Raw genomic sequence first — 24,539 nt, forward strand, 5'->3', positions numbered from 1 at the left:
TCGTGTGACAAACATCACAAATTGGAGATGGTCAGGAGGCAAGCCTGCTTAATGTTTCGCGCGAAACGCCCAGGTAGGAGGCGAGCAGTGTTTTGGGTACTCTTTGAAATAGGGCCGGGTATTTATTAAGCAGCAGTTCGTACCGCTGCTTGGCATTGGCGGTAAGGAAAGATAAGATGCGTTGCTGGGAAGCGATATGGCCTGCATTGGCCTTCCTGAGGAAAAAGTGCTCCATTTTCGGGAGGTCGTTGCATAACTTTTGGTAGCCGGTTAGGGAGAGACAAAGTACCTCGGTATTTTCGAGGCACTGCAGCGACATGGTGGCGGCAGTTTTTGAATGAAAAGCGAGGAAGTCCGTTTCCCACCAATCTTCCATCGCAAACGAAGCAATATGCTGCTTTCCCGATTCGTCGTTGTGTACTAACATTAAGAGGCCAGATAACACAAAGTAGCAATGTTGCACACGATCGCCCTCCCGGATAAGGAATGTATGTTTTTTATACTGTGCCGGTGTGAACTGGGAACACACAAACGCAAATTCCTCGTCCGTGAGCGGTATTATCTTCTCTATGTGTTTTCTTAATTGTTCCAGCATACAGTGCGTGTGGCTGGCCTAAAGGTATTATTTTTTGAATTTGCTTATGCAATTCCGCCTGAGGTTGCATCCTTGGGGAAACCTATTAGATATGAAAACGACCTGCACGATAATTGCCGGCCTTTCTATCCTTGTTTGACCTTTGCTATAGTCCGCAGTTTTGCCGCCAGGGGGTAGTGTCAAATACCAGCTTCGACCTGTCATCGGGAAAAACAGGCAGCCCCGTCTGCGTAAAAGTATCCGGGCGTGCTTCGAATGCCTGGCCGTCAGTCAGTTTAAAGATAGCTGGCCGGGTACTAATAATGCCTTCGCTGCTAAACTCGTAGGCTATTTTCAGTATACTATCTGTAAGCAGGCCTTTAAAAGTACCTTTGCTATCATCTTTTTCAAAAAAGTTGTAGACCAGGGTACCCGAGGCAGAATCGCCCTGTAGTTGGAGGTCCAGCCTGAAGCTGTCCTGACCGGAAATAAGCTGGTAGCAACCCGGCCCTGCGGGCTTAGCTGGCGTATTGGCGGTTACCGTTACGCTGTCTTCGTGGCCTTCCGTTTTTACGGGCTGGTTACAGGCGGCGAGGCTAAGTGCGGTCAGTGCCCAAATAGAAAAGCATAGTTTCATATGTTGCTGGATGTTTAGATAATAAAATTACCAAAAAACATTCCAGTTATGGAATAATGGGGCAGATGCATCTGATAGGCAAACCGATTGGCATGAGAACCTTCATCCTTGCTTTTTGCAGCACCTTGTTAATATTCCAGCCTGCCTTTAGTCAGACTACAGGAAATATCCCATTACCAGCCGGTTTTAGCCGTGTTCCCGCCCCAGACGGTACCTTTGCTGCCTGGTTACGAAAAACAGGTCTGAAAGCTGATAAAACCGTGTATTTGTACAATGGCGAACGTAAGCCAAACCAGCAGGCACAGTTTGCGGTGCTTAATATCAGCATCGGAAATAAAGATCTGCAGCAATGTGCAGACGCAGTGATGAGGTTATACGCAGAATACCTGTACAGCCAGTCACGTTTCGACAAAATCGCCTTTCATGCCACTGACGGCACCCTGGTGGACTACGCCGGCTGGCGTAACGGCTACCGCTTTGTATTGCGTGGGCAGCGTTTACAGCGCGTGAAGTCTGCCGCTGCTTCCACTTCCCGCGAAAGCTTTGATGCATATCTTCAGGTAGTATTTAGTTACGCGGGCACCTTATCACTAAGCCGCGAACTAAAAGCTGTGTCCAACATCCAGAACATCATGCCCGGTGATGTATTTATCCAGGGCGGCTCGCCCGGCCATGCCGTAATTGTAATGGATGTAGCCATCAACGCTAACGGTGAGAAGCGATTCCTGTTGGCGCAGAGTTATATGCCCGCGCAAAGCATCCACATCCTCAAAAATCCACAAACAGATGGTGCATGGTACAGTGGCCTGGTTAACGGGCAGCTATATACACCTGAATGGATATTTCCTAAAAACAGCCTGCGGCGTTGGCAATAGTTGATTCTATCGTTTTGATTGAACAGTTGGAGAGAAGAACGATGTATTTTAAAAAAAATAAAGGGCGGTAAGAATACCGCCCTCAGTTATTTTAACCATATCCTATGAAAAACCTGAAACAAAGGTATGCTTGTAGTTGTGATTGTAAAGTGTGAACTGGTGAACGTAGTGATTTAGTTCGTGAGCGTATTGTGTGGGAGCGTGTTAACGGCGATTTAACGAGTGCGGAACTATGATTGAACAGTGTTTGATGTTTTCACTGGCATGGCAGGAGAGCTGCGCCGTGATGATGCGGTATTTTTTAAAAAAAATAAAGGGCGGTAAGAATACCGCCCTCAGTTATTTTAACCATATCCTATGAAAAACCTGATACAAAGGTATGCTTGTAGTTTTGATTGTAAAGTGTGAACTGGTGAACGTAGTGATTTAGTTCGTGAGCGTATTGTGTGGGAGCGTGTTAACGGCGATTTAACGAGTGGGGAATTATGAATGAACAGTGTTTGATGTTTGCACTGGCATGGTAGGAGAGTTGCGCCGTGATTATGCGGTGGTTTTTAAAAAAAATAAAGGGCGGTAAGAATACCGCCCTCAATTATTTTAACCATATCCTATGAAAAACCTGATACAAAGATAGGTGTGTAGTTGTGATTGTAAAGTGTGAACTGGTGAATGTAGTGATTTAGTTCGTGAGCGTAGTGTGTGAGAGCGTGTTAACGGAGATTTAACGAGTGGGGAATTATGAATGAACAGTGTTTGATGTTTGTACTGGCATGGTAGGAGACTTGTGCCGTGATTATGCGGTGTTTTTTTAAAAAAATAAAGGGCGGTAAGAATACCGCCCTCAGTTATTTTAACCATATCCTATGAAAAACCTGATGCAAAGATATGCTTGTAGTTGTGATTGTAAATTGTGAACTGGTGAACGTAGTGATTTAGTTCGTGAGCGTATTGTGTGGGAGCGTGTTAACGGCGATTTAACGAGTGCGGAACTATGATTGAACAGTGTTTGATGTTTGCACTGGCATGGCAGGAGAGCTGCGCCGTGATTATGCGGCGGTTTTCTTAAAAAATAAAGGGCGGTAAGAATACCGCCCTCAGTTATTTTAACCATATCCTATGAAAAACCGATGCAAAGATATGCCCGTCTTTGATAGCTGTAAACTTTGATTTCGTGAACGCCCTGTTTTTTCTGGTAAACGCGCGTGTTTTTGCGCTATTAACAAACATTTAACCGAAGTGTTTTTTGGGGATAGATTGATTGTCAATGCTAAAGGCAGTCATGTCTATTTCTATACTGGTGATGAAGAGTTGCTGGTTCATTTGCTTATAGCGTACGACATAACCTGCTGATTGTCAGAGATGGTGATTAGTTGATGTTTTTGGGCATAAATGAGGCCTGCTAAAAACATGAGAATGATGATCAGTTCCTGTTTCATAGAGACTGTTTTAAGATGGAAATAAGTTTTTTCTGATGAGATAGGGGACTGGTTAATTAGCGTGTGTTGCAGTGACGTTTGATAGTGGGCGAATACTCTCTGTTATGCCAGCTCTTTTTCGAACGCATCAATCTGTTTGAGGAAAGTGGCGGCTTTTCTGAGTGGTGCCATTTCCATGCTGTCTGATACCAGTGTTTTGAACCAGCGTTTGTCGGCGTTCTTATAGTCGAGGTTGCGGTAGAGCCAGATGCCTGCCCAGGTAAAGATCGCCGTAATCACAGTATAGATGATGCCTGTTGTCAGTTGCGGTGCCGCAAACATACCGGGGTTCATCTGGAAACTTACGAAAACTGGCAACTGTACTAAAAGCAGGCGGCCGATTTGCAGGCTCGAGGTTTCCAATGCTGCAAGTTTGCGCTGGGTATCTACAACGTTGCCGCTACTGTTGGCCTGACGGATAAGCACCATGTGATGTATATACACCGCCACGGCTACGGCAGAGACGATCCAGTGTATACCTGCGGAGACAACGAAGAATATTTTATCCCAGGTGAGAGAGTAGCGGATGAGTACTCCAATAAATGCAAGCCAGGCAATGCCGAATACAATGAATGCGAGTTTGATGGCAGAGAGCTGACGCAATTCGGTATGGGCTTTTTGTAGCTGCACTTCCTTTACGAGGCGTATGTTGAGCGCGAGCGATTTCTCCAGCTTGCGGTCATACTGTTGCCATATCTGTTTTAATTCGTCTTCCATGTTTGTTACTGTTTTGAATATGTTTGTTGGTTAGTTCACACCGGCACTCGTCTACGTTTGTCTGTTTACGAACCTGCCGCAATCGTTATTGGCGATTTGCCTGAAAATTTATAGCCAGCCCGGCCCGCTGTTACCCGATGGTGCTATTCTTACGAAGTTTATCTACAATGCCCTTTCACTCTTAATTTCACCAAAGCAGTCTTTCTTCCAAAATGTTTCTTGTATCGTGCTTTCGCTCTCATTGCTTTACCAAAGAAGTCTCTCTTCCAAATGTTCTTTTATATCGCCCCTTCGCACTCATGCTTTACCAAAGCAGTCTTTCTTCCAAGTCCCTTTAATTCGCGCTTTCGCTCTCATGCTTCACCAAAGCAGTCTTTCTTCCAAATGTTCCTTTATATCGCGCTTTCGCAGTCATGCTTCACCAAAGCAGTCTTTCTTCCAAATGTTCCTTTATATCGCCCCTTCGCACTCATGCTTTACGAAAGCAGTCTTTCTTCCAAGTCCCTTTAATTCGAGCTTTCGCACTCATATTTCGCCAAAGCAGTCTTTCTTCCAAATGTTCCTTTATATCGCGCTTTCGCAGTCATGCTTCACCAAAGCAGTCTTTCTGCCAAATATTCCTTTATATCGGGCTTTCGCTCCCCTGCTTCGCTCAAAGCAGTCTTTCTGCCAAATGTTCCTTTATATCGCCCCATCGCCCCCATGTTTTCCCTATGTACTTTGAATCGCAATTGTCTACTTCCACGCAAGTTTTCCTGCTCTGAGTCACTTCACTTCATCCTTCTGCTTCACTCTCTGACTCCCGCAAACCTCACTTTCAATCGCTGCTTCGCCCGGCTGATCTTTGTCGCTACATTTGTTTCTGATATACCTAAAATCTCCGCTATCTCACTATAGGTCTTCTCCTCCAGGTACAATAACATCAGCGCTCTGTCAAGCTCAGGAAGCTCGTTGATAAACTGTTGCAGCTGGATAATGTGTTGCTCGGTTTCGTCGGGTGGCTGGCCACTGTCTTCGAGGTCGATCATTGACTCCTGGCCCAGGGGCCGCTCCGTCCGCACACCTTTCCTGTAAAATGAAATGGCGGTGTTTAATGCCACCCTGTACATCCAGGTACTAAACTTGTAACTATCGTCGAATTGCTGGTACGACTTCCATAACTGATATATGATGTCCTGCGCGAGGTCATCGCGGTCACTTTTATTGTGACAGTATGAATTGCAGATCTTGAATATGATCCGCTGATTCGCAGTTATTAATTGCAGGAAGGCATCGTTACCTGTTTGGTTTGTCATCTATTCCCTGTTATTGATTCTGTTACATTATTATTCGAGGGCTTGTTGAAAAAATCACAGTTATCGGAGAAAATATTTTTGAGGGCCTGCCAAATATAAATATTCATATACATTTGAGGTGTTATTAACTACGGCATGACCATAAAAGTATTCGGACAAAAGCCCCGCGGCTCTTCTCTTCAACGTGTAATATCTTCGCCTAACTATAAGGACGGAAAGTTTCATAACATCCTGGAAACGAGGATGATGAAGGACGGGTTCTCTGTAAAAGACTTCTGGAACTTCTTTACGGCCCCTAATACGAGGCCTGCTGCTGTTCTGCCTTCTGTTAAAACAGATTTGCATAATTTGCCCGCAGGCAAAACCTCGTTGGTGTGGTTCGGCCACTCGTCTTACCTGATCCATAGTAACGGACTGAACATCCTCGTAGATCCTGTTTTTAGCAGGCATGCGTCGCCTGTGCCGCTATTCGGTAAAAGCTTCCCCGGCACTGAGGTGTATAAGGCAGCGGATATGCCGTCTATCGATATTTTGATCGTTACACACGATCACTACGATCATATGGACTTTAAAACCATCAAAGCTTTGGCCCCGAGCGCGAAACTGATCTGTACGTCGCTGGGCGTGGGTTCGCATCTGCAATACTGGGGCGTGCCCGCTGAGAAAATCCTCGAGTTCGACTGGCATGAAACACAACTGGTGGTACCTGGCGTGCAGCTTACGGCCATGCCGGCCCGGCATTTCTCGGGCAGGGGAGTCACGAGCTTCGGTACACTTTGGTCATCGTTCGTACTTGAGTTGCCGGATACCCGCATTTTTATCGGGGGTGATAGCGGTTATGATGAGCAATTTGCTAAAATAGGAGCGAAGTATGGCCCCTTTGACCTGGCTTTACTGGAATGTGGGCAATACAACGAACGTTGGCCATATATACACATGATGCCCGAACAAACGGTGCAGGCCGCCGTTGATCTGGGAGCCAGGGTGCTGATGCCTGTTCACTGGGGCAAGTTCGCACTGGCACTGCATCCCTGGGATGAGCCTGTAAAAAGAGTAACTACCCGCGCTACAGCGCTACAGGTAAAAGTAACCACGCCCAGGATCGGGGAGCCGGTGTTGCTCCACGAATATTACCCGGCTGAACAGTGGTGGCAATTATAACTTCGTGTAGGGGAATTTAGCCCTCATCTCTTTAAATACCCTGGTGAGCGCCTTGTCGAGCCTTTTGGTATTGCTCCAGTTCAGCGGATTGTTTATATCGTCCCATTGCCAGATCTTATGGCCCGTTTTGCCATCGAAGAAGGTAACATACACATAATTAACCTGGTCGGTTGTGTTTCTGGGGCTGTACGAATTAGTTCCGGGGTTATAGGTAGTTCTGTTATAAGCAGGCACCACCTTCTCTTTCATTTCAGCAACCAGTATGGCGTCGACTCCGAGCAACTGGCAGAGCTTCATTTTGTCCATCACGAAGGCCTTACGCAGGTCTATATTTCCTTTCTTTAGCAAGTCATTGGTTGTTTCCCATTCCTGGATATCTACCAGCAACCGGTCTTTATTTTCTGTAAGTACATTGTAAAGGCGCTCCTGGCAATTAAGGCTTTTTTCCATATCGTGCTGCTGCACATCCTCCACTGTTTTCTTTCCGCGTGTACCAAGCCCTTCAAAATGAAAGGGTAAAATGGCAATTTTGTCGTGGTTATACGCAGCTTCGGTTTGGGCCACTGCCTCCAGGCCCATCAACATGAAAAGGAAACCTGCGAGGTAAATGTAATACTTCATATGGTAGGGGATTGTGAGCGCAAAAGTAGATAGATATTTATGTATGGCAAAGTAATTGATGCATTCGGTTGACAAATACGATCTTATGAAAATTCATTTACCTGGAATTATACTGGGGCTGTGTATCATCACAGCTTGTGGTAACAGCAGCAAACAGGCACAGGCAGACAGCTCCGGCACTGCAGGTGTAACTCCTGCCGGCGATTCATTACCAGCGCCCTTCGCAACAGAATCAGTAAAGAAATTCAGTAAAGTGATAGGTTGGAAAGATGGGAAAACGCCGGTAGCCCCACAGGGTTTTACGGTTACCAAATTCGCGGATGGCTTCGAAAACCCGCGCTGGATATATGTACTCGATAATGGCGATATACTCGTGGCTGAATCATCTACCAAACCCAGACTGAAAGAGAAAGTTGGAGCCGTACTTAGCGGCAAGGCTAAATCTCAAAACCTGGGTAACAGTGCCGATCGAATCACGTTACTGCGCGATACTAATGGCGACGGTACGCCTGATTCGAGGAACACTTTTCTTAGTGGCCTGAACCAGCCACTCGGTATGCTGGTGTTAAACGGACAGTTTTATGTAGCTAATACGGATGGGGTACTGGTGTATCCTTATACGGATAAAGCCAATATCATAAAGGGGGAAGGGAAGAAGATACTGGAATTGCCGGCCGGTGGTTACAATAACCACTGGACCCGTAACCTGCTCGCTTCCAAAGATGGTAAACATATATACGTATCCGTAGGTTCGGGCAGTAATGTAGCGGAACATGGCATGGAAAACGAAGTGCGCCGCGCCGCTATCCTGGAAATTAACCCGGATGGAAGTGGTGAACGCATATTCGCTTCGGGCCTGCGTAACCCTGTTGGTATGGACTGGGCTCCTGGTACTTCTACGTTATGGACAGCAGTAAACGAACGTGATGAGCTGGGCGATGAACTGGTGCCTGATTATATGACCAGTGTGAAAGAAGGTGGTTTTTATGGCTGGCCTTACTCGTATTTTGGTCAGCATGAAGACCCGCGCATGAAAGGGCAGGGAAAAGAACTGGTAGCTAAAGCGATTGTGCCTGATGTGCCGCTTGGTTCGCATACGGCGTCGCTCGGCCTTGCTTTTTATACACAAGATGTATTTCCCGATAAGTACCAGGGCGGTGCGTTCATTGGTCAGCATGGCTCATGGAACCGTTCTTCACTGGTTGGATATAAAGTATTATTTGTGCCTTTTTCGGACGGTAAGCCTTCAGCGAAACCGGAAGACTTCCTGACCGGTTTTATAGCAGATGAAAACAAAGGAGAAGTATATGGCCGGCCCGTTGGTGTAGCGGTGGCAAAAGATGGTGCACTGCTCGTGGCAGATGATGCCTCTAACACCATCTGGCGGGTGAGCCATCAGAGATAACTTTGTTAACCATACAATGAGCACACCGTGCCTTTCCACGTGGAGGGGTACGGTGTTTTATTTACGAACAGCTTTTGTAAATTGTGCAGCACTGCGGAACTAATTCTACAATCAAATTTATGTTTTTAAAGAGACCCATCACGGTTGCCATTTGTATTGCCGGTATGTACACCCTGCCTGTTGTGGGGCAGCAGACCGATACCACCAGTTTGCCTGAAGTGGTGGTTACCGCTTACCCAGGAAGTCAGTCGCTGGTGGGCCTTCCTGCTTCGGCGGCAGTGATAACGCAGCGGCAGTTACAGTTGCAACCTGGTAATACACTGGTGCCTGCCCTTAACACGGTGCCGGGTATCAGGATGGAAGAACGTTCGCCGGGCAGTTACCGGCTATCTATACGTGGCAGCCTGCTCCGCTCGCCATTCGGCATCCGCAATGTAAAGGTCTACATGGACGAAATGCCACTGACGGATGCTGGCGGTAACAGTTACCTGAACCTCATGGACCCGGGCAGCATACGTAGTGTCGAAGTACTGAAAGGTCCCGACGGTAGCCTGTTTGGGGCTAATTCCGGAGGGGTGGTGCTGTTGCGTCCATTTGCCACAGCTGATACCGGCAGTGTTACGCTGGGGCTGCAGGGCGGCTCCTACGGCAGCCTTCAACAGCGGGTGGGCTGGGATGAACAATTTGGAAAAGTAAGCTCCCATATCTACCAGGCCTGGCAGCAGTCGGACGGCTACCGCGATAACAGCCGTATGCGCAGACTGTACCTGCAATCGATCCAGCAATGGCGTTACAACGAACGTAATTCGCTGAAACTGCTGGCCTTTTACAGCGATCTGGGTTATCGTACGCCTGGTGGTTTAAACGCCGCGCAGGCCGAGGCTAATCCAAAGGCGGCAAGGCCCGCAACACCTACCTTGCCTGGTGCGGTTACGCAAAAGGCAGGCATTTATAATCGTACTTTCCAGGCAGGACTTGTACATGAGGCCAATATCACCGCTTCGCTTAAACACGTGGTGTCTGTAAGTGGCGCTACTACGCACTTCGAAAACCCGTTTATTACGAACTACGAAGCACGCGACGAAAATACGGGCGCTGTACGTACCTACTTCTCACTGCACGATAAATCGATCGGCAGTACTTATTACGACTGGAACCTGGGCCTGGAATGGCAGCAAACAGGTACTGATATCATTAATTACGGCAACAACGCTGGCAAACGTGATACTGTGCAGGCGGCAGATCAACTCACTGCCAGGCAACAGTTTTATTTCACCCGCTTTAGCTTTCGCTTCCCGTTCCGCCTTACTCTGGAGGCAGCGGCGAGCCTCAATTACTTCCGCTACACGTTTGGGAATGATAGCACGGCTACGCAAACCCGCCGCTTTTCACCACAGCTCATGCCAAGGCTGGCTCTCTCGTACCGTATAACTAACTTTATGGCTGTACGAACTTCTGTAAGCCGTGGTTATTCACCCCCGGCCACTGCAGAAGTTCGTGCATCGGATAACGTGATTAACACGGCGCTGCAGGCTGAAAATGGCTGGAACTATGAACTGGGTTTCCGCGCAGGCGACGCCCATAACCGATACTGGCTCGATGCCAGCGCTTTCTATTACCGCCTCGATGATGCTATTGTTCGCCGCCTGCGCGATGATGGTACGGAGTTTTTTGCCAATGCCGGTGGTACAGATCAGAAAGGGATTGAGTTGCAGGGTATGTTATGGATCGTTGCGCCTTCCTCCCCGGGATGGGTGAGAGGCCTGCAATTGAACAGTGCCTTTACGTTAAGCGACTTCAATTTCCGTGATTATAAAAGCGGTGCAGCTGATTACTCCGGAAAACAATTGACGGGTGTACCGAAACATGTTGTAGTAACGGGTGTACAATTGTTATTGCCTGAAGGTTTTTACCTTTTCGCACAACACAATTATACGGAACGTCTGCCCCTGAACGATGCCAATACGGCTTTTGCCGATTCTTATCACCTGGTACAATGCAAAGCCGGTTGGAGCAGGGGAAGGATGATGATATATGCTGGGGTAGATAACCTGCTGAATGAGCGTTACAGTCTTGGTAATGATCTTAATGCATTGGGTATGCGTTACTTTAACCCGGCTGCAGAGCGGAACTACTACGCGGGCGTAACTTATAAATGGTAAACTTAAAATGTATACAGCTTCCTGTTAGCAATCATTTACTAACAGGAAGCTGTTTTATGTTAGCCCTTCATCCACACTACTTTTTGCTCTGATATATTCTCCTGGCCAATAATGTTTTTATATAATTCTGGTTTACGGGCTTTAATGTAACGGTGCCCGCCTGCCTGGGTAAGTTTTTCGGGAGTAAGCGTGGCTATTACAAACTCGTTACCGAAACTCCTGCACTCGGCTATGATGTCGCCGAAGGGGTCGAGTATCATGCTACAACCGTTCTTCAGCTGGTCGTCGTCCATACCTATAGGGTTGGAGAAGATGGCGTAAATCGCGTTGTCGTAGGCTCTTGCCGGCAGCCATTTCATGAGCCATGCCCTTCCTTTAAGCCCGTCAAACTCCTGGCGAAGCGATGTAGGGTCGGTTTCACGATTATGCCAGAGTGCCGGGTCTACAAAGCCTGCTCCCGGGCGGGTAGAAGGAGTACACATGGTAACATGTGGCATAAAGATGATATCTGCTCCCAGTAGTTTGGTTGCCCGCACGTTCTCGATCACGTTGTTGTCGTAACATATCAGGATGCCGCATTTCCATCCCATCAGCTCAAACACAACGTATTCGTTACCGGATGTAAGGTGTGGGTTGATGAAAGGGTGAATTTTACGGTATTTCGCTACCAGTCCATTTTTATCAACACAAACGTAGGCCTTGTAAAGCCGGTCGTCGCTGTCTTTTTCAAATAAACCGGCCAGCACTACGATGTTATAAGCTGCCGCCGTTTGCTGTAAGGCTGTTAAGCTTTCTCCACCGGGAATAAATTCCGCCACATCCAGCATTTCGGCTTTAGACAGGTTCCTGGCAAATGTATAGCCTGTAATCGAACACTCGTGAAAGGCAATTACATCGGCCCCTTCTGCGGCCGCCTTTGCAGCCATCGAATCGATCACGGAAAGATTATATTTTTTATCACCGCTGTTGTTCTCGAATTGCGCGGTAGCGATTTTTATGGGTTGCATGCTGGCTATTTGTAAGGCAAAGATAACCTGCAATTCTGATGATTTATGTACGACAGATGGACTTAATCAACCGTAGGCACAAACTATGTAGTGTGAAAAGTGTGTAAATAATGCCACAGTTCGTTCTCGCTATTTTCTCTTAAGTTTATGGCTTGTAAAAGCAGGGCCATAGCCCGTCTAATTTCTTCTAACTGTGATAAATAATCCTCGATACTGCTAATGAGTGCTCTTTTTTCTGATGAACTTAAACTGGGAACTAAATCTGAGCATGCACAACTGGAAAAGAAGCTGGTTCTTGATATTAAGAAAATAAATACGGTGGCAGGGTATACCGCTCTGCTTAAAATGTTTTATGGATTTTATCATCCCATAGAGCAGCAGCTTGATGCTTACCTGGCACCCGGCCTGCCCGATTTTCCTGAAAGGCGTAAGTCGGCGGCCATCCTGCAGGACCTGGAGGTATTGGGTGAAGACACCGCTAATTTGCCACTGGCGGGCGATATTCCGCAGATCGACAGCTATGCCGCAGCCCTGGGTGCCTCGTATGTACTGGAAGGCTCTACATTGGGCGGTTCGATTATTGCAAAGATGATCAGCAGCCAACTTGGGCGGCAACCCGGCAAAGGTTTTTCCTTTTTTTCTGGTTATGGCGAAAACACGATGCCAATGTGGCAAGTGTTCCGTGCCCAGCTGAATAAGCTGTCTGGTGCAAACGACCAGGAGCTGGCGGTACGTACCGCCAAACAAACATTCTTAAAATTTAATCAATGGGCCGGAACTTATGAGCCAGTTCTCTAAATACGATTCTGAGTTTTGTGGTAATCTGCCAATCCACATTATTAATACCATTCAACCCTACGGCGTACTGCTGGTGTTGGAAAAAGCTAATCTGCGTATCAGCCAGACCAGCGAAAACGTACAATCCATTTTCCCCGATACCGCACGCGATATGGTGGAAAAGGGAACATTGGATGCCTATATAGGCAGGCAGGCTTTTACTGACCTGGAGGCTTTCGCCGCCGGAACAGCACAGGAAACAACTGCTTTATGGGAACTTGATGGCAAACACCATCACGTAATTATACACCTGGTAAAAGACCTGGTACTGATAGAGATCGAGATAGAAGAAACTCCAGCCAGAACATCTTCGTTCGCCGATATTTACCAACAATTGAAGTCTTCGGTGACAGCTATCGAAAACAGTAAAGATGTGGCGGAATTATGTGAAGTGACGGCCCGTGAAATGAAAACCATTACGGGTTTCGATAAGGTGATGGTCTACTCATTCGATAAAGACTGGAATGGAAAGGTACTGGGCGAAGAAATGGAGCCTGGTATGGAGTCGTATATGGGTTTTACTTTTCCTGCTTCAGATATTCCCAAACCCGCCCGCGATTTGTACCTGCGTAATCCATACCGCTTTATTACCGACCGGGACTTTGAACCGGTAAAGTTATACCCGGTAATCAACCCGGTTACGCGGGCTTTTGTAGACTTAAGCGATTGTAACCTGCGGGGCGTAGCAGCGGTTCACCTCGAATACCTGAAAAATATGCAGGTAACTGCCTCCATGTCGGTGCGCATCATTAAAGACAATCAGCTTTGGGGGCTTATGGCCTGCCATCACCGCACTCCGAAGGGACTGAGCGGGCAAATTGGTTCGGTATGTGAACTAATGTCGTCTGTTATTTCGGCAAAGGTGGGCGCCCTGGAACATAAGTCGTTCCATGATCTCAACCAGCGGCTCAACGATTCCTACACGAAGATGATCGGTAACATCTACCAGGACGGCAACCTTGTAAAAACGTTGCTTAGCGGCGAGCCGAACATACTGGAACTATTTGGGGCAACGGGTGTAGTGGTGGTTTTCCGTAGTGAAGTACAAAGTGCAGGCGATACGCCCGACCGCGTGCAGCTGGAAGACTTGTTGCTCTGGTTGCATCTGAAGGAGTTAAGAAAGGTTTTTTCTACTGATTCGCTTTCCCGCGATTACGACATTGCAGCCGAGTACAGTGGTTTAGGCAGCGGTTTGCTGGTGATACCTATTAACGCTTCCAAAGACGAGTATATCCTACTGTTTCGTCCCGAATTCGTGCAAACGATCAAATGGGGCGGCAACCCGGAAGATCGTATCCGTTTTGAGGAAAATAAACAGATTTACCATCCACGGCATTCTTTTAAACTATGGCAGGAAAACGTTAATGGTTTTTCACAGCCATGGCTGAAAGAAGAGGTGTTGATGGCTGAAAATATGAGAAGCTTTATCTTTGAACATATCGCTTCTACTTACGCTTAAAAAAAGTATTGAATTTGATGCAGCAGCATTATATAGTTGCCCTGGGAGCATCCGCAGGAGGGTTGGAGGCCATCCAGGAGTTCTTCGACCATATGCCCCGTACGGAAAACCTCTCGTTCGTCATTATCCAGCATCTGTCGCCGGACTTTAAAAGCCTGCTGGTAGAGCTGGTGGGCAGGCATACGCATATGAAAGTGCTGGAGGCCGAACACGATCAGCCGGTGCAAAAGAACTGCATCTATGTAATTCCCAATAACAAGTTTATCTCCATTAAGAAAAATAAGATGGTATTGGCCACCAAGGTGAAAGATACCGGGCCTAATAACGCGATCGATATTTTTCTGACTTCTCTCGCTATCGATAAAAAAGACCGCGCTATTGTGGCTATTTTATCGGGCACAGGCACCGATGGTACCAAAGGTATATCCAAGGTGAAGGAGATGGGAGGTATGGTACTCGTACAGGAGCCTAACACCGCCCGTTTCGATGGAATGCCAAATAGCGCCATCAATTCAGGAAATGCGGATGTAATTACATCGCCCGCCCAGATGCCCGAAGCCATTCTCTCTTTTATACACGAACCCTCCGCCGCTTCTCTCAGTAAAGTAGAACTGGATGAAGAGTTGCTGATCCAGATATTTGACCTGATCGCCAAAGAGGCCGGGCAGGATTTTCATTATTATAAAACACCCACGATCCTGCGCCGCATCAGCCGCCGGGTGGTGATGGGGAACTTTAAAGATGCGAAGGATTACGTGGGCTTCCTGCATCACAACCCCGCCGAGGTTAAAAGCCTGGCCAAAGACTTCCTGATAGGAGTTACCCGCTTTTTCAGGGATGGTGAGGCCTTCGAAGTATTAAACGAAAAAGTGCTGCCCAACATCCTGTCTGCAAAGGAAAATGGTGAACAGGTGAAAGTATGGATACCTGCCTGTAGCACGGGCGAGGAAGCCTATTCGGTAGCTATTGCTATTGAAGAAGCCATTTCCCGCAGTAATAAAAGGATTGATGTTAAGATATTTGCTACAGATGTTGATTCCGGTAACCTTGAAGTGGCGTCGGCCGGCGTTTATCCTGCTTCCATTGAGCGGGATATCAGTAAGGACCTGCTGGAGAAATACTTTGTTCCGAAGAACAAACATTACGTGATCAATTCGCGTATCCGTAAGCGAATCGTATTTGCGCGGCACGATATCATTAAAGATCCACCCTTCATAAAAAATGACCTGGTTTGCTGCCGGAACATGCTTATTTACATGAACTCTGTATTACAGGAGCGCGTGTTTACGATCCTGCATTTCGCGGTGAACAAAAGCGGTTTCATTTTCCTTGGCCCGAGTGAGAACCCGACCTTCGAAAAGAATACGGTGCAGCTGGTGAGTGCCAAATGGAAGATTTACCGTAAAACGGGCGAAAGTAAACCGCGCCCGTACCTGAGCGATGGCTACCGCATAGGCCCTTTGCCAGGCGAGAGTTTGAAGATAAAGCGGCCTAAGGACGGAGAAACCCGCGGGCAACAGGAGTTATGGGACGATGTTAAGGCGGTCGTATCTAACGACCTGGGTTTTCTGGCCATGTATATCGACAGGAATTTCGAGATCCGGGAAACGATGGGCAATTATGAACTATTGCTTTCTCTCCCGAAAAAGACGTTGAGTCTTAACCTGGTACGTATGCTGCCTCAGGACCTTTCCATCACCCTGAATAAAGAAATAAGAAGGGCCTGGAAAACAGGTGATAAAGTTAAGCTGGAAGGCCTGGCCTTTGCGCGTAACGGCGAAACACAGCTGATGAACGTGATCATCAATCCGCAGGTGCCGGTGTCAGAAGACTACACGCTGGTGGTGATGAGCAAGGCGGTAGCGCTCGCGGTCGATAAAAACACTACCGGTGTTTCACAACCCGCGCTTACCAGCCAGGACCACGAATATATCATGAACCTCGAATCGGAACTGGCGGAAGTGAAAAACAGCCTCCAGATAGCCGTTGAAGACCTGGAAACTACCAACGAAGAGCTGCAAAGCTCTAATGAAGAACTGCTGTCTTCGAACGAGGAATTGCAAAGCTCCAACGAAGAACTGCAATCGCTGAACGAAGAATTATATACGCTTAATACAGAACACCAGCTTAAGATCAGGGAACTGGTAGAGCTGAACGATGACCTGAACAACTACTTCCGCAGCACTGATATTGCCCAGATATTCCTGGACACGAACCTGCGCATCCGCAAGTTCAATCCCGCTTCGGCAAGCATGATCAACTTCATCGAAAGTGACCTTGGAAGGCCTATTTCTCATATCTCCAATAACATCCGTTATCAGACGTTACTCGAGGATATAGACCAAGTGCAACGTACCCACGAGGTGCTGGAAAAGGAGGTGGAACTGAATCAGGGCAGCCACCTGCTGATGCGTATCATGCCTTACGTAACCCGCGACGGACATTATGAGGGGGTTATTATCACTTTCGTGGATATTACCACTATCACAGACCTTAACAACATTGTACGCGGGGTGTTTAATTCCAGCACCAGCGCGATAATGGCTTTTAAAGCACAGCGTGATAATAAAGGGCTGATCACCGATTTTGTGATTATCGCCGCTAATGAAATGGCACGCAAGCTATTCGGTGTAGTAGACAAAAAGTTCGAGGGTGAACTGTTCCGTATACTCGTTCCGCAACTGGCGGACGCGGAAATGATGGACCAGTACATATCGGTAGTAGAGAATAGTAGGAACGTACAGCGCGATCTGTATATTGAAGATAAAGACAAGTGGTTTGAGGTAACGGCCGTGAAAATGCAGGACGGGTTTGTGGGCACTTTTACGGATATAACAGATAAGAAAAGGGGTGAACAGCGCATAAGGCGCAGTTATAGTGAATTGAACGAGGCGAAGGAGAACCTGAAGAGAATGAACACCGAACTGGAAGATAAGGTGAAAGCCCGCACCCGCGAGCTGTCGTTCAGCGAGGAACGTTTCCGCCTGGTAGCCCGTGCTACGAACGATACGCTTTGGGACTGGGACCTTACCAGCAATACGATATGGTGGAGCGAATCTTTTGCGAAAATGTTCGGCTTCACCAATAACAAATTTACCCGTGTGGAATGGCTACAAAATATCCATCCCGATGAGCGGCAGCAAACGGAGGCCGAACTGTATGCAGTGATCAACGAAAACAAGAACCAGTGGAACTGCGAATACCGTTTCCGCAAAGCGGACGGTGAATATGCGCATATCCTCGATCGTGGATACGTGTTGCACAATGAATTTGGGGTGCCTTACCGTATGCTGGGCTCTATGCTCGACTTAACGGCATTGAAGAAGGCAGAAACGGAACTGGCCAGCAATATTGCCGACCGCCAGTTTCTCGCCGAATCGATGCCCCTGATGTTGTGGACGGCCGATGCGGAAGGCAATGTGGACTTCGTTAACCGTCAGTTTGAGTTCTATACCGGTATTTTTTATGATGATGCGATGGATGATGGCTGGCAACAGGCCATCTATGCGGAAGATCTGCCCATGCTCAAAGAAACCTGGCAACGGGCCACGGAACAACGGGCCGACTTCCATTGTGAGATCCGCATTATGGTGTCGCAGTCGGACTACCGCTGGAACCTCATGCGGGTGAAGGCCCGCAAAGACCTGCGCGGTGCCCTCATAAGCTGGGTAGTTACCACTACCGATATTCATGAACAGAAGGTGATGAACGCGATACTGGAAGAGAAGGTGGAGGAACGTACCCGCCAACTGCTCGCTATTAACCGCGAACTGGAGGCCAGTAATAACGATTTACAGCTCTTCGCCTCTGTAGCCTCTCACGATTTACAGGAACCGTTGCGCAAAATCCACATGTTCTCCAAATTGGTAAAAGATAAGCATGATGGGGAATTACCGGACGATACGCATACTTATCTGGACAAAATTATGCAGTCGGCCAACCGGATGAAGGCGCTGGTAATCAATATCCTTAATTTCTCGAAACTTTCGGCCGACCAGGTGGATTACGGTTTAACGGACCTGGTGCAGGTAATCCGCGAGGTCATGGACGACTTCGAGGTCATCATCCGCGAAAAGAACGCGCGTATCGATGTAAGTGCCATTCCGCCATTGAAAGTGAATAAGTTACAAATACAGCAGGTTTTTCAGAACCTCATCAGTAACGCCCTTAAATTCACGAGTCCGGACGTGCAGCCGCATATCACCATTACCGCCAAACGCGTAAGTCAACAGTCGTTTTCTGCCCCCGAGGACCCTAAAGGCCTCTGGTGCCGCATTTCTATCAAGGATAATGGAATAGGATTTGATACTGAATACAAAAACCGGATTTTTGGACTATTTCACCGGTTGAACTCGAAGGACAGGTTTGAAGGCACGGGAATTGGACTTGCCATCACGAAGAAAATAGTAGAAAAGCACAATGGAATCGTCACTGCTGATAGCATTGAAGGTGAAGGTGCAGAGTTTACAATCATTTTACCCATGGACCAATGACTTTAAAAGCGAACGCCATAACATCCAGGAAGATTTTGTTAGCTGAAGATGATGAAGATGACCGGCTGATTTTTTCGGCCATAGTGAATGATCTCAGCAATGTCAACGATTTTAGCTTTGAAGCGGTGGAGAACGGTATTGACGTATTGCAATATCTTGACACACACGTGGAAGCTCTTCCCGACCTTATTATACTTGACCAGAATATGCCCAAAATGAATGGGCGAGACACGCTCGCAGCTGTAAAAGGCAACCCTTTGTTCGAACATATTCCCGTGGTCATTTATTCGACTTACAACGATTCACGTAACATTGAAGAGTGTATTGCAGCAGGGGCCGAACAGCTGATCACCAAGCCCGATTCCTTCGAGGGTTTCAGGGAAATGATCTTAAAACTGGCTAGCCGTTATCTCAAAATTGTTCCCGAACTGGAAGATAATACGCTTTAGGAGGTAGTGCCTGGCAGTTCTAACAGCACCAGCTGATTGCCATAGAGGTCGGCACAATGAAAGTGACTATACTCCCGGCTGATTTCCAGAGGCCGGATAATACGTACCCCGTTTTCTATCACGTGCGTATATAAATCTTCAATATTGTTTGTGTAAATCAACAACGTAGGCTGCGTGCCCGTTTGGTTACCCGCTTTCCCATCTAAAAAACAGATGCCTGCTTCCTCGTTTCCGGGGAACGATACATGCAGTTGCCTTTGCCCTTCCGGCGTTAAATGATCCAGTATTTTGTGGCAGAAGAAGTTTTTCTCATAAAACTCAAAGGCCTTGTCGTAATCCTCCACAAGTATGACTGCGCGGCCGAAACGGGTGCGTATGCTCATAGGACGAAACTTTGTATTCAAATATAAGCTTTACAGGTAAAGCCTGGAGAAGGTTTTTGCTGCCGCCTGCAGGAATGCCCGCTTAGGCAAACTGGCGAAAATGCCCAGTTCCTCACTAAAACGCGTTTGGTTATCCAGGAAGCGGAATACTTTGCCTGTACTATTCCGGTCGAACATCCGGCTGAACACCTCTCTGCCTGGTAGTTTGCCGGAGGCCAGTACCTGGAGCATAACACTGTCGTACAGCCGGAAACGCTGCCCCGACCGGGGAACATGTGGTGGCTGCTCCCTCAGCAGGAGCGATGCCAGGGCTGCCGAATGCCGTTGGATGTTCTGAAAAGCATAGCCGGTAGAACCTTTGATCTGCCCTGCGGCACCACCAATGTAGATGATGTTGCCATTATGAGAGGCAAAGGGCTGATCGGTCATCGGTATTACACCAAACTCCTGCTCCAGCACCTTGTAATGGCTGCATTGCAGGTGATGGGTAATATAATAGTGCAGTGCATCGTCGTAATCGGTTTCATTGAGGGTAGAAGGAGAGAACAGTGTGTATTCCACCAGGGCCTTGTCAGGGGCCACGGGCAGCACATAAAAAAAGGCCGGGCCATGTTGCTGCGATACGCGGAAGTCCATCAGGGTGGCTTTACCGGTGTCGAACAAATTCATGGGCGTTTCTATCATCCAGCCTTTAAAATGTTGTAAAAAGTAATGGTAGGTTTTGGGCAGATGGGATGTTTGGGCCGGAATACTGCTAAAGATGTACCGGGCCTTTACGGGCTCACCGTCTATCATCGCGCAGCCTTCAGGGGTGATATCGCTGATGGTGCCTTTCACCATTTCGATTGAGCGGGAAGTGCGAAGCAATGTATCTGTATACTGATAAAAATCGTCGGCCCTCAGCATTTTGTACTGCAGGGGGGACAGTTGCAGCAACCAGCCTGCATTACCATCGTGAAAGTGAAGCTGTTCCCAGCGATGATGTACCAGTGGCTCAAAAGGGCCGGCACCTGTTTCCCAGAAACACCAGGTATGGTCGTTGGCCTGCTTCTCCTCTTTATCTACCATCAACACCCTTTTGCCCTTCAGCGCTCCCGCCCACATGGCGTGCGACAGCAAACTGCGGCCGGCCAGCCCGCCGCCTGCAACTATATAATCATATGGCGTGCTGCCTTGCATTATCTTTTTTAACTTTTTCCCAATACTTGCGTGCTACGTATAACATGCCGAACGATTCCCCATCTTCGGGTCCCAGGTGTTTATGGTGCATTTTGTGTGCCCAGCGGATGGTTCTTACATAACTGTTGTTGCTGCGGGTAAACCACTTGAAACGCTGGTGGATAATAACATCATGTACAATAAAGTAGGCTGCTCCGTACAGAAAGATGCCCAACGCTACAAAGAACATCCAGTTAAGCCCGTCTTTTACACCAAACAGGAACAGGAAAAAGCTGGGCAGTGCAAAGATCAGGAAAAAGGCATCGTTCTTTTCGAAGAAGCCAGGTGCGGGTTGATGATGATCTTTGTGCAAATACCACAACCATCCGTGCATAATGTACTTGTGCGTAAACCAGGCCACCCCTTCCATAAAACAGAAGGTGGCCGCCACCAGGAATATATAAAATGCTATCTGCATTGCGCGTAAAGTTAAATCATATTGAGCCGGTTGCGTACACCGGCGTTAAGTATAATACCAATCTTCACCATGTTATGCACGCGTACCCGCTGCTGCAATATGAGTGAGGGTGGCTGGCGTTTAATTTTATTAAACAGGGATAAGTAGTAACGGTACGCCACATATACACCGAAACGAGCCTTTACCGGCAGCATTTTTATGCCGGCCAGGGCTTCCCTGAAGTCCTTGTCTATGCTGGCTTCTATTGCCTTTTTAGTCACCTCGTCGAACTGCTCGAAATTAAAGCCCGGGAAGTAGGTGCGTTGAAGGCCCGCACAGTCGTCGTTGAGGTCGCGCAGGAAGTTTACTTTCTGGAATGCGGCGCCCAATAACCGGGCGTACGGTGCCAGTTCTTCGTATTGCTGTTGCCTGCCTTCGCAAAATATCTTCAGGCACATGAGTCCCACTACTTCGGCCGATCCGTAGATATAGTGATTAAGCTCCTGCTCACGTGTATACACCTGCTGGTCCAGGTCCATTTCCATACTTTCAAGAAATGCTGTGATCAGGTGATGGTCGATGTTGTAAGTGTTTACCGTGTTCTGAAAGCTTTGCAGCACCGGGTTCAGGCTAATATTATCGCTGATGGCGGCGAAAGTATCGTCGCGGAATTTGTGCAGCAGGGCTGTTTTGTTAAAGCTGTGAAAGGTGTCTACAATTTCATCGGCCAGTCTTACAAAACCATATATGGCATGTATATGCGGCTGGAATTGACGGTGCAGTAATTTAATAGCCCAGGAAAACGAGGTGCTGTATTTCCGGGTAATGATTTCGCTGCAGGCCAGTGATGAGTTGGTGTATATGGCTACGGTGTTCATACAGTTGCTTTACGTTGAGCGATTGGTTTGCGGCTAAGGTATTTTTGTACTTCGGCGGCCACTATTTCGCCGGATATGATAGCTGGTGGAACGCCAGGGCCGGGCACAGTAAGCTGCCCGGTATAAAACAGGTTGGGTACTTTACGGCTGTGCATCGAAGGTTTGAGTAGCGCGGTTTGCCTGATGGTATTGGCCAGCCCGTAAGCATTGCCTTTAAAGGCATTGTAGTCCTGCATAAAGTTGGAACCCGCGTAACTTTTATAGTACACGATATGCGGTGCTATGGGCTCACCCAGTTGTTGTTCGAGCCGGCCTATCACTTTATCGAAGTATCGTTTGCGCAGGGCTTCATCATCGCCGGTAAGGCCCGCCGCAACAGGAATGAGCAAAAACAGGTTTTCATGGCCGGGCGGAGCCACGGTGTTGTCGGTTTGCGAAGTTATACTCAGGTAAAACAACGGGTCTGTCGGCCACTGAGGTTGCGTATAAATTTCCGCTGCATGTGCATCGAACGGTACATCGAAAAACAGGGAGTGATGCCTGACATTTTTCAGCTTTTTATTGATGCCTACATAGTAGATAAGGCAGGAGGGGGCCATCACTCTTCGCTCCCAGTATAACGTACTATAGGAACGTGCAGCTTCGGGCAATAATTGCGTTTCGATAAAATGATAATCGGCCGCGCCTACTATCACATCAGCATTGTAGCAGTTAGCTGCCGTTCTCACTTTTCCTGCGCGGCCGTTATTCTCCATTTCAATAGCTTTCACCTGTTCTGAGAAGCGGAAATCAACCCCCAGTTCTAATGCGAGTGTATACATGGCTTCCACCACGCTGTACATACCGCCCTTGGGGTACCAGGTGCCTAGTTGTATGTCGGCATAGTTCATGAAACTGTAAAGCGCCGGAATGTGTTCTGCCAGTGCGCCTAAAAAGAGTATGGGAAACTCCAGCAATTGCCGGAGGCGGGGATGTTGGAAGTATTTGCCGATATGGCTTTTCATGGAGCTGAACATATCCATGCCCAGCATGGCTTTCAGCATACCCATGTCTGCAAACTCGAGTAGCGAGCGGCCTGGTTTATAGGCTAGCTGTTGCATGCCTGTTTTGTACTTAAAGGCGGCACCTTCGAGGTATGCATCCAGTTTGGCTGCACTGCCTTTTTCAAGGCTTTCGAATAAGTTACGTAAACCGGCGTAGTCGGCCGGAACTGATACGGGGCCATCGGCCCAATAAATATCGTACGAGGGAGAGAGGCGTTCTAATGCGTAGTAATCGGATGTTTTTTTACCAAAGGCGGCAAAAAAGCGGTCGAACACGTCGGGCATCCAATACCAGCTCGGCCCCATGTCGAACCGGAAGCCTTCTTCCTCCAGTCGCCGGGCCCTTCCTCCCGGCTGATGATGCTGTTCCAGCACGGTAACGGATGCTCCGCTACGGGCAAGAAAGCAGGCGGCCGATAAACCGGCAAATCCGCTACCAATAATGATTATATTTTCCTTTTGCATGATGCGATCGGGTTGGCGACCAGGGCAAAACATCCCCCGCCAGCCCCGCCGCTATACGTCAGGACTGCCCGGGCCTTCGCCTCTCAGGTCTGCATAAATGTTTTTACGGTCTGTCGTAAACAAGTGGTCGTGAAAATCGTCCAGTTTACTAAGCAGGTACAACAGGTCGTGTTTTTCTTCCCTGGAAAGGTTGCCTGATGCCAGGGTGCTTACCTTCTCCATTTTTTTAAACACCTGGAATAATACACCCCGACCTTTGGGCGTCAGTTTCAGTATTTTACTACGCTGGTCAGCCGGATCGTCCTGCTGGTCTATCAACTCCGCATTTAACAGACGGCGGATGATCTCCATGCCGGTAGGCTTCTCGTGTATATTCTTGGTGATCAGTTCCGTTTTCTTCAACTGGCCATGCTTTAGCAATGTAGCCAGGTAACTGAATTCCTCGGAACTCTGGATCTGTGTATGCTGCAGCGCATTCCTGGAATAGAGCCTGACGTACCTGTTCAACTTAATCACCTTCCTGCCGATCTCGGTTTCGATGCTAACGTCTAATTCGGTATTGTCGGCCTGCTTCACACCCTTCCGTTCCCTCAACACTCTATTCCCCAGCCATGCTGCAAAATCTGCAATGTCGGTCTGTGCGCCAGCTTGATGCTCCTTTTCGAAAGCTTCGAGTTGAGCGACCAGGGAATTAAGCAATGCATAATTCATAATTAAAGGTAGTTAATATTTTAATTGGTATGATTAAATACTAAAAATTTACTTATTTAGTATTGTACTATACTGTTTGTATTGTCTTAAACTATGTTTTCATGCCAGATGGCAGGTGTATACTAAAGTGAACAACGGTTGATATCTTAGCTTCCGGCTACAACGCCAGGCCCGTGTGGGTGGTTCAAATACAATGCTGTAGCGGGTTATTGCCACTTTCTACAACGCGGACCTCAGTTTTGTCTTTATACACGTACGCCAGGGGTCTCATTACTTC

The 24,539-nt window shown here is 47.8% G+C and carries 20 protein-coding genes; 8 read left to right on the forward strand and 12 right to left on the reverse strand.

Translation table 11 applies throughout. The annotated features are described in order from the left end of the window. Positions 1–31: 31 nt before the first annotated feature. Both QZT80_RS25905 and QZT80_RS25910 read right to left on the reverse strand, forming a co-directional pair. On the reverse strand, positions 32–595 hold the full coding sequence (locus tag QZT80_RS25905) for a Crp/Fnr family transcriptional regulator (protein ID WP_295129152.1): 564 nt from the start codon (positions 593–595) through the stop codon (positions 32–34). A gap of 145 nt (positions 596–740) precedes the next feature. After that, complete coding sequence (locus QZT80_RS25910; protein WP_295129154.1) at positions 741–1,211, reverse strand: hypothetical protein; 471 nt, start codon at positions 1,209–1,211, stop codon at positions 741–743. A 92-nt stretch (positions 1,212–1,303) separates the two neighbouring features. On the opposite strand from QZT80_RS25910, the gene QZT80_RS25915 reads away from it, so the two are divergent. Continuing rightward, positions 1,304–2,086, forward strand: a complete 783-nt coding sequence (locus QZT80_RS25915) for a DUF4846 domain-containing protein (RefSeq protein WP_295129156.1) — start codon at positions 1,304–1,306, stop codon at positions 2,084–2,086. Positions 2,087–3,624: 1,538 nt separating this feature from the next. On the opposite strand, the gene QZT80_RS25920 is transcribed toward QZT80_RS25915, so the two are convergent. After that, positions 3,625–4,278 (reverse strand): hypothetical protein, encoded by a 654-nt coding sequence (locus tag QZT80_RS25920; RefSeq protein ID WP_295129158.1) that lies wholly within the window; start codon positions 4,276–4,278, stop codon positions 3,625–3,627. A 788-nt stretch (positions 4,279–5,066) separates the two neighbouring features. Next, a complete protein-coding gene (locus QZT80_RS25925) occupies positions 5,067–5,573 on the reverse strand; it encodes a sigma-70 family RNA polymerase sigma factor (RefSeq protein WP_295129160.1) in 507 nt (168 codons plus the stop codon). A 135-nt stretch (positions 5,574–5,708) separates the two neighbouring features. On the opposite strand from QZT80_RS25925, the gene QZT80_RS25930 reads away from it, so the two are divergent. Then, a complete protein-coding gene (locus tag QZT80_RS25930) occupies positions 5,709–6,734 on the forward strand; it encodes an MBL fold metallo-hydrolase (RefSeq protein WP_295129162.1) in 1,026 nt (341 codons plus the stop codon). On the opposite strand, the gene QZT80_RS25935 is transcribed toward QZT80_RS25930, so the two are convergent. Next, positions 6,729–7,355, reverse strand: coding sequence for a hypothetical protein (locus QZT80_RS25935; RefSeq protein WP_295129164.1), 627 nt, complete (start codon positions 7,353–7,355; stop codon positions 6,729–6,731). The genes QZT80_RS25930 and QZT80_RS25935 overlap by 6 nt on opposite strands. Before the next feature lie 85 nt (positions 7,356–7,440). On the opposite strand from QZT80_RS25935, the gene QZT80_RS25940 reads away from it, so the two are divergent. Beyond that, on the forward strand, positions 7,441–8,760 hold the full coding sequence (locus tag QZT80_RS25940; protein ID WP_295129166.1) for a sorbosone dehydrogenase family protein: 1,320 nt from the start codon (positions 7,441–7,443) through the stop codon (positions 8,758–8,760). Positions 8,761–8,879: 119 nt separating this feature from the next. Then, positions 8,880–10,922: a TonB-dependent receptor gene (locus QZT80_RS25945; RefSeq protein WP_295129168.1), complete on the forward strand. Its 2,043-nt coding sequence runs from the start codon at positions 8,880–8,882 to the stop codon at positions 10,920–10,922. Positions 10,923–10,981: 59 nt separating this feature from the next. Here QZT80_RS25945 and QZT80_RS25950 read toward each other — a convergent pair whose 3' ends face one another. Further along, positions 10,982–11,929 (reverse strand): nitrilase family protein, encoded by a 948-nt coding sequence (locus tag QZT80_RS25950; RefSeq protein ID WP_295129170.1) that lies wholly within the window; start codon positions 11,927–11,929, stop codon positions 10,982–10,984. Positions 11,930–12,148: 219 nt separating this feature from the next. Here QZT80_RS25950 and QZT80_RS25955 point away from each other — a divergent pair, with 219 nt between their 5' ends. From QZT80_RS25955 to QZT80_RS25970, 4 genes are read left to right on the forward strand one after another with little or no spacing between them, the layout of a single operon-like run. After that, positions 12,149–12,727 carry a biliverdin-producing heme oxygenase gene (locus QZT80_RS25955; protein ID WP_295129172.1) on the forward strand — a complete coding sequence of 193 codons (579 nt, stop codon included), beginning with the start codon at positions 12,149–12,151 and terminating at the stop codon, positions 12,725–12,727. Beyond that, positions 12,711–14,225: a GAF domain-containing protein gene (locus QZT80_RS25960; RefSeq protein ID WP_295129174.1), complete on the forward strand. Its 1,515-nt coding sequence runs from the start codon at positions 12,711–12,713 to the stop codon at positions 14,223–14,225. Before QZT80_RS25955 ends, QZT80_RS25960 begins: the two co-directional genes overlap by 17 nt. 17 nt (positions 14,226–14,242) lie before the next feature. After that, positions 14,243–18,718, forward strand: a complete 4,476-nt coding sequence (locus QZT80_RS25965) for a chemotaxis protein CheB (protein WP_295129176.1) — start codon at positions 14,243–14,245, stop codon at positions 18,716–18,718. Then, positions 18,715–19,167: a response regulator gene (locus QZT80_RS25970; RefSeq protein WP_295129178.1), complete on the forward strand. Its 453-nt coding sequence runs from the start codon at positions 18,715–18,717 to the stop codon at positions 19,165–19,167. Before QZT80_RS25965 ends, QZT80_RS25970 begins: the two co-directional genes overlap by 4 nt. Here QZT80_RS25970 and QZT80_RS25975 read toward each other — a convergent pair. From QZT80_RS25975 to QZT80_RS26000, 6 genes are read right to left on the reverse strand one after another with little or no spacing between them, the layout of a single operon-like run. Further along, the gene (locus QZT80_RS25975; RefSeq protein ID WP_295129180.1) at positions 19,164–19,550 is read right to left on the reverse strand and encodes a VOC family protein; all 387 of its coding nucleotides are present in this window, start codon (positions 19,548–19,550) and stop codon (positions 19,164–19,166) included. The genes QZT80_RS25970 and QZT80_RS25975 overlap by 4 nt on opposite strands. 30 nt (positions 19,551–19,580) lie before the next feature. After that, positions 19,581–20,729, reverse strand: a complete 1,149-nt coding sequence (locus tag QZT80_RS25980) for a lycopene cyclase family protein (protein ID WP_295129182.1) — start codon at positions 20,727–20,729, stop codon at positions 19,581–19,583. After that, entirely contained in the window at positions 20,707–21,186 is a 480-nt protein-coding gene (locus QZT80_RS25985; protein WP_295129184.1) for a sterol desaturase family protein, read from the reverse strand. Before QZT80_RS25985 ends, QZT80_RS25980 begins: the two co-directional genes overlap by 23 nt. A gap of 11 nt (positions 21,187–21,197) precedes the next feature. Beyond that, the gene (locus QZT80_RS25990; RefSeq protein WP_295129186.1) at positions 21,198–22,043 is read right to left on the reverse strand and encodes a phytoene/squalene synthase family protein; all 846 of its coding nucleotides are present in this window, start codon (positions 22,041–22,043) and stop codon (positions 21,198–21,200) included. Next, positions 22,040–23,551, reverse strand: a complete 1,512-nt coding sequence (locus QZT80_RS25995) for an NAD(P)/FAD-dependent oxidoreductase (protein ID WP_295129188.1) — start codon at positions 23,549–23,551, stop codon at positions 22,040–22,042. Before QZT80_RS25995 ends, QZT80_RS25990 begins: the two co-directional genes overlap by 4 nt. Before the next feature lie 51 nt (positions 23,552–23,602). Further along, positions 23,603–24,262: a MarR family winged helix-turn-helix transcriptional regulator gene (locus tag QZT80_RS26000; RefSeq protein WP_295129190.1), complete on the reverse strand. Its 660-nt coding sequence runs from the start codon at positions 24,260–24,262 to the stop codon at positions 23,603–23,605. Positions 24,263–24,539: the final 277 nt, after the last annotated feature.

This window comes from uncultured Chitinophaga sp. (genome assembly GCF_902168175.1).
In the GTDB taxonomy this organism is placed as follows: domain Bacteria; phylum Bacteroidota; class Bacteroidia; order Chitinophagales; family Chitinophagaceae; genus Chitinophaga.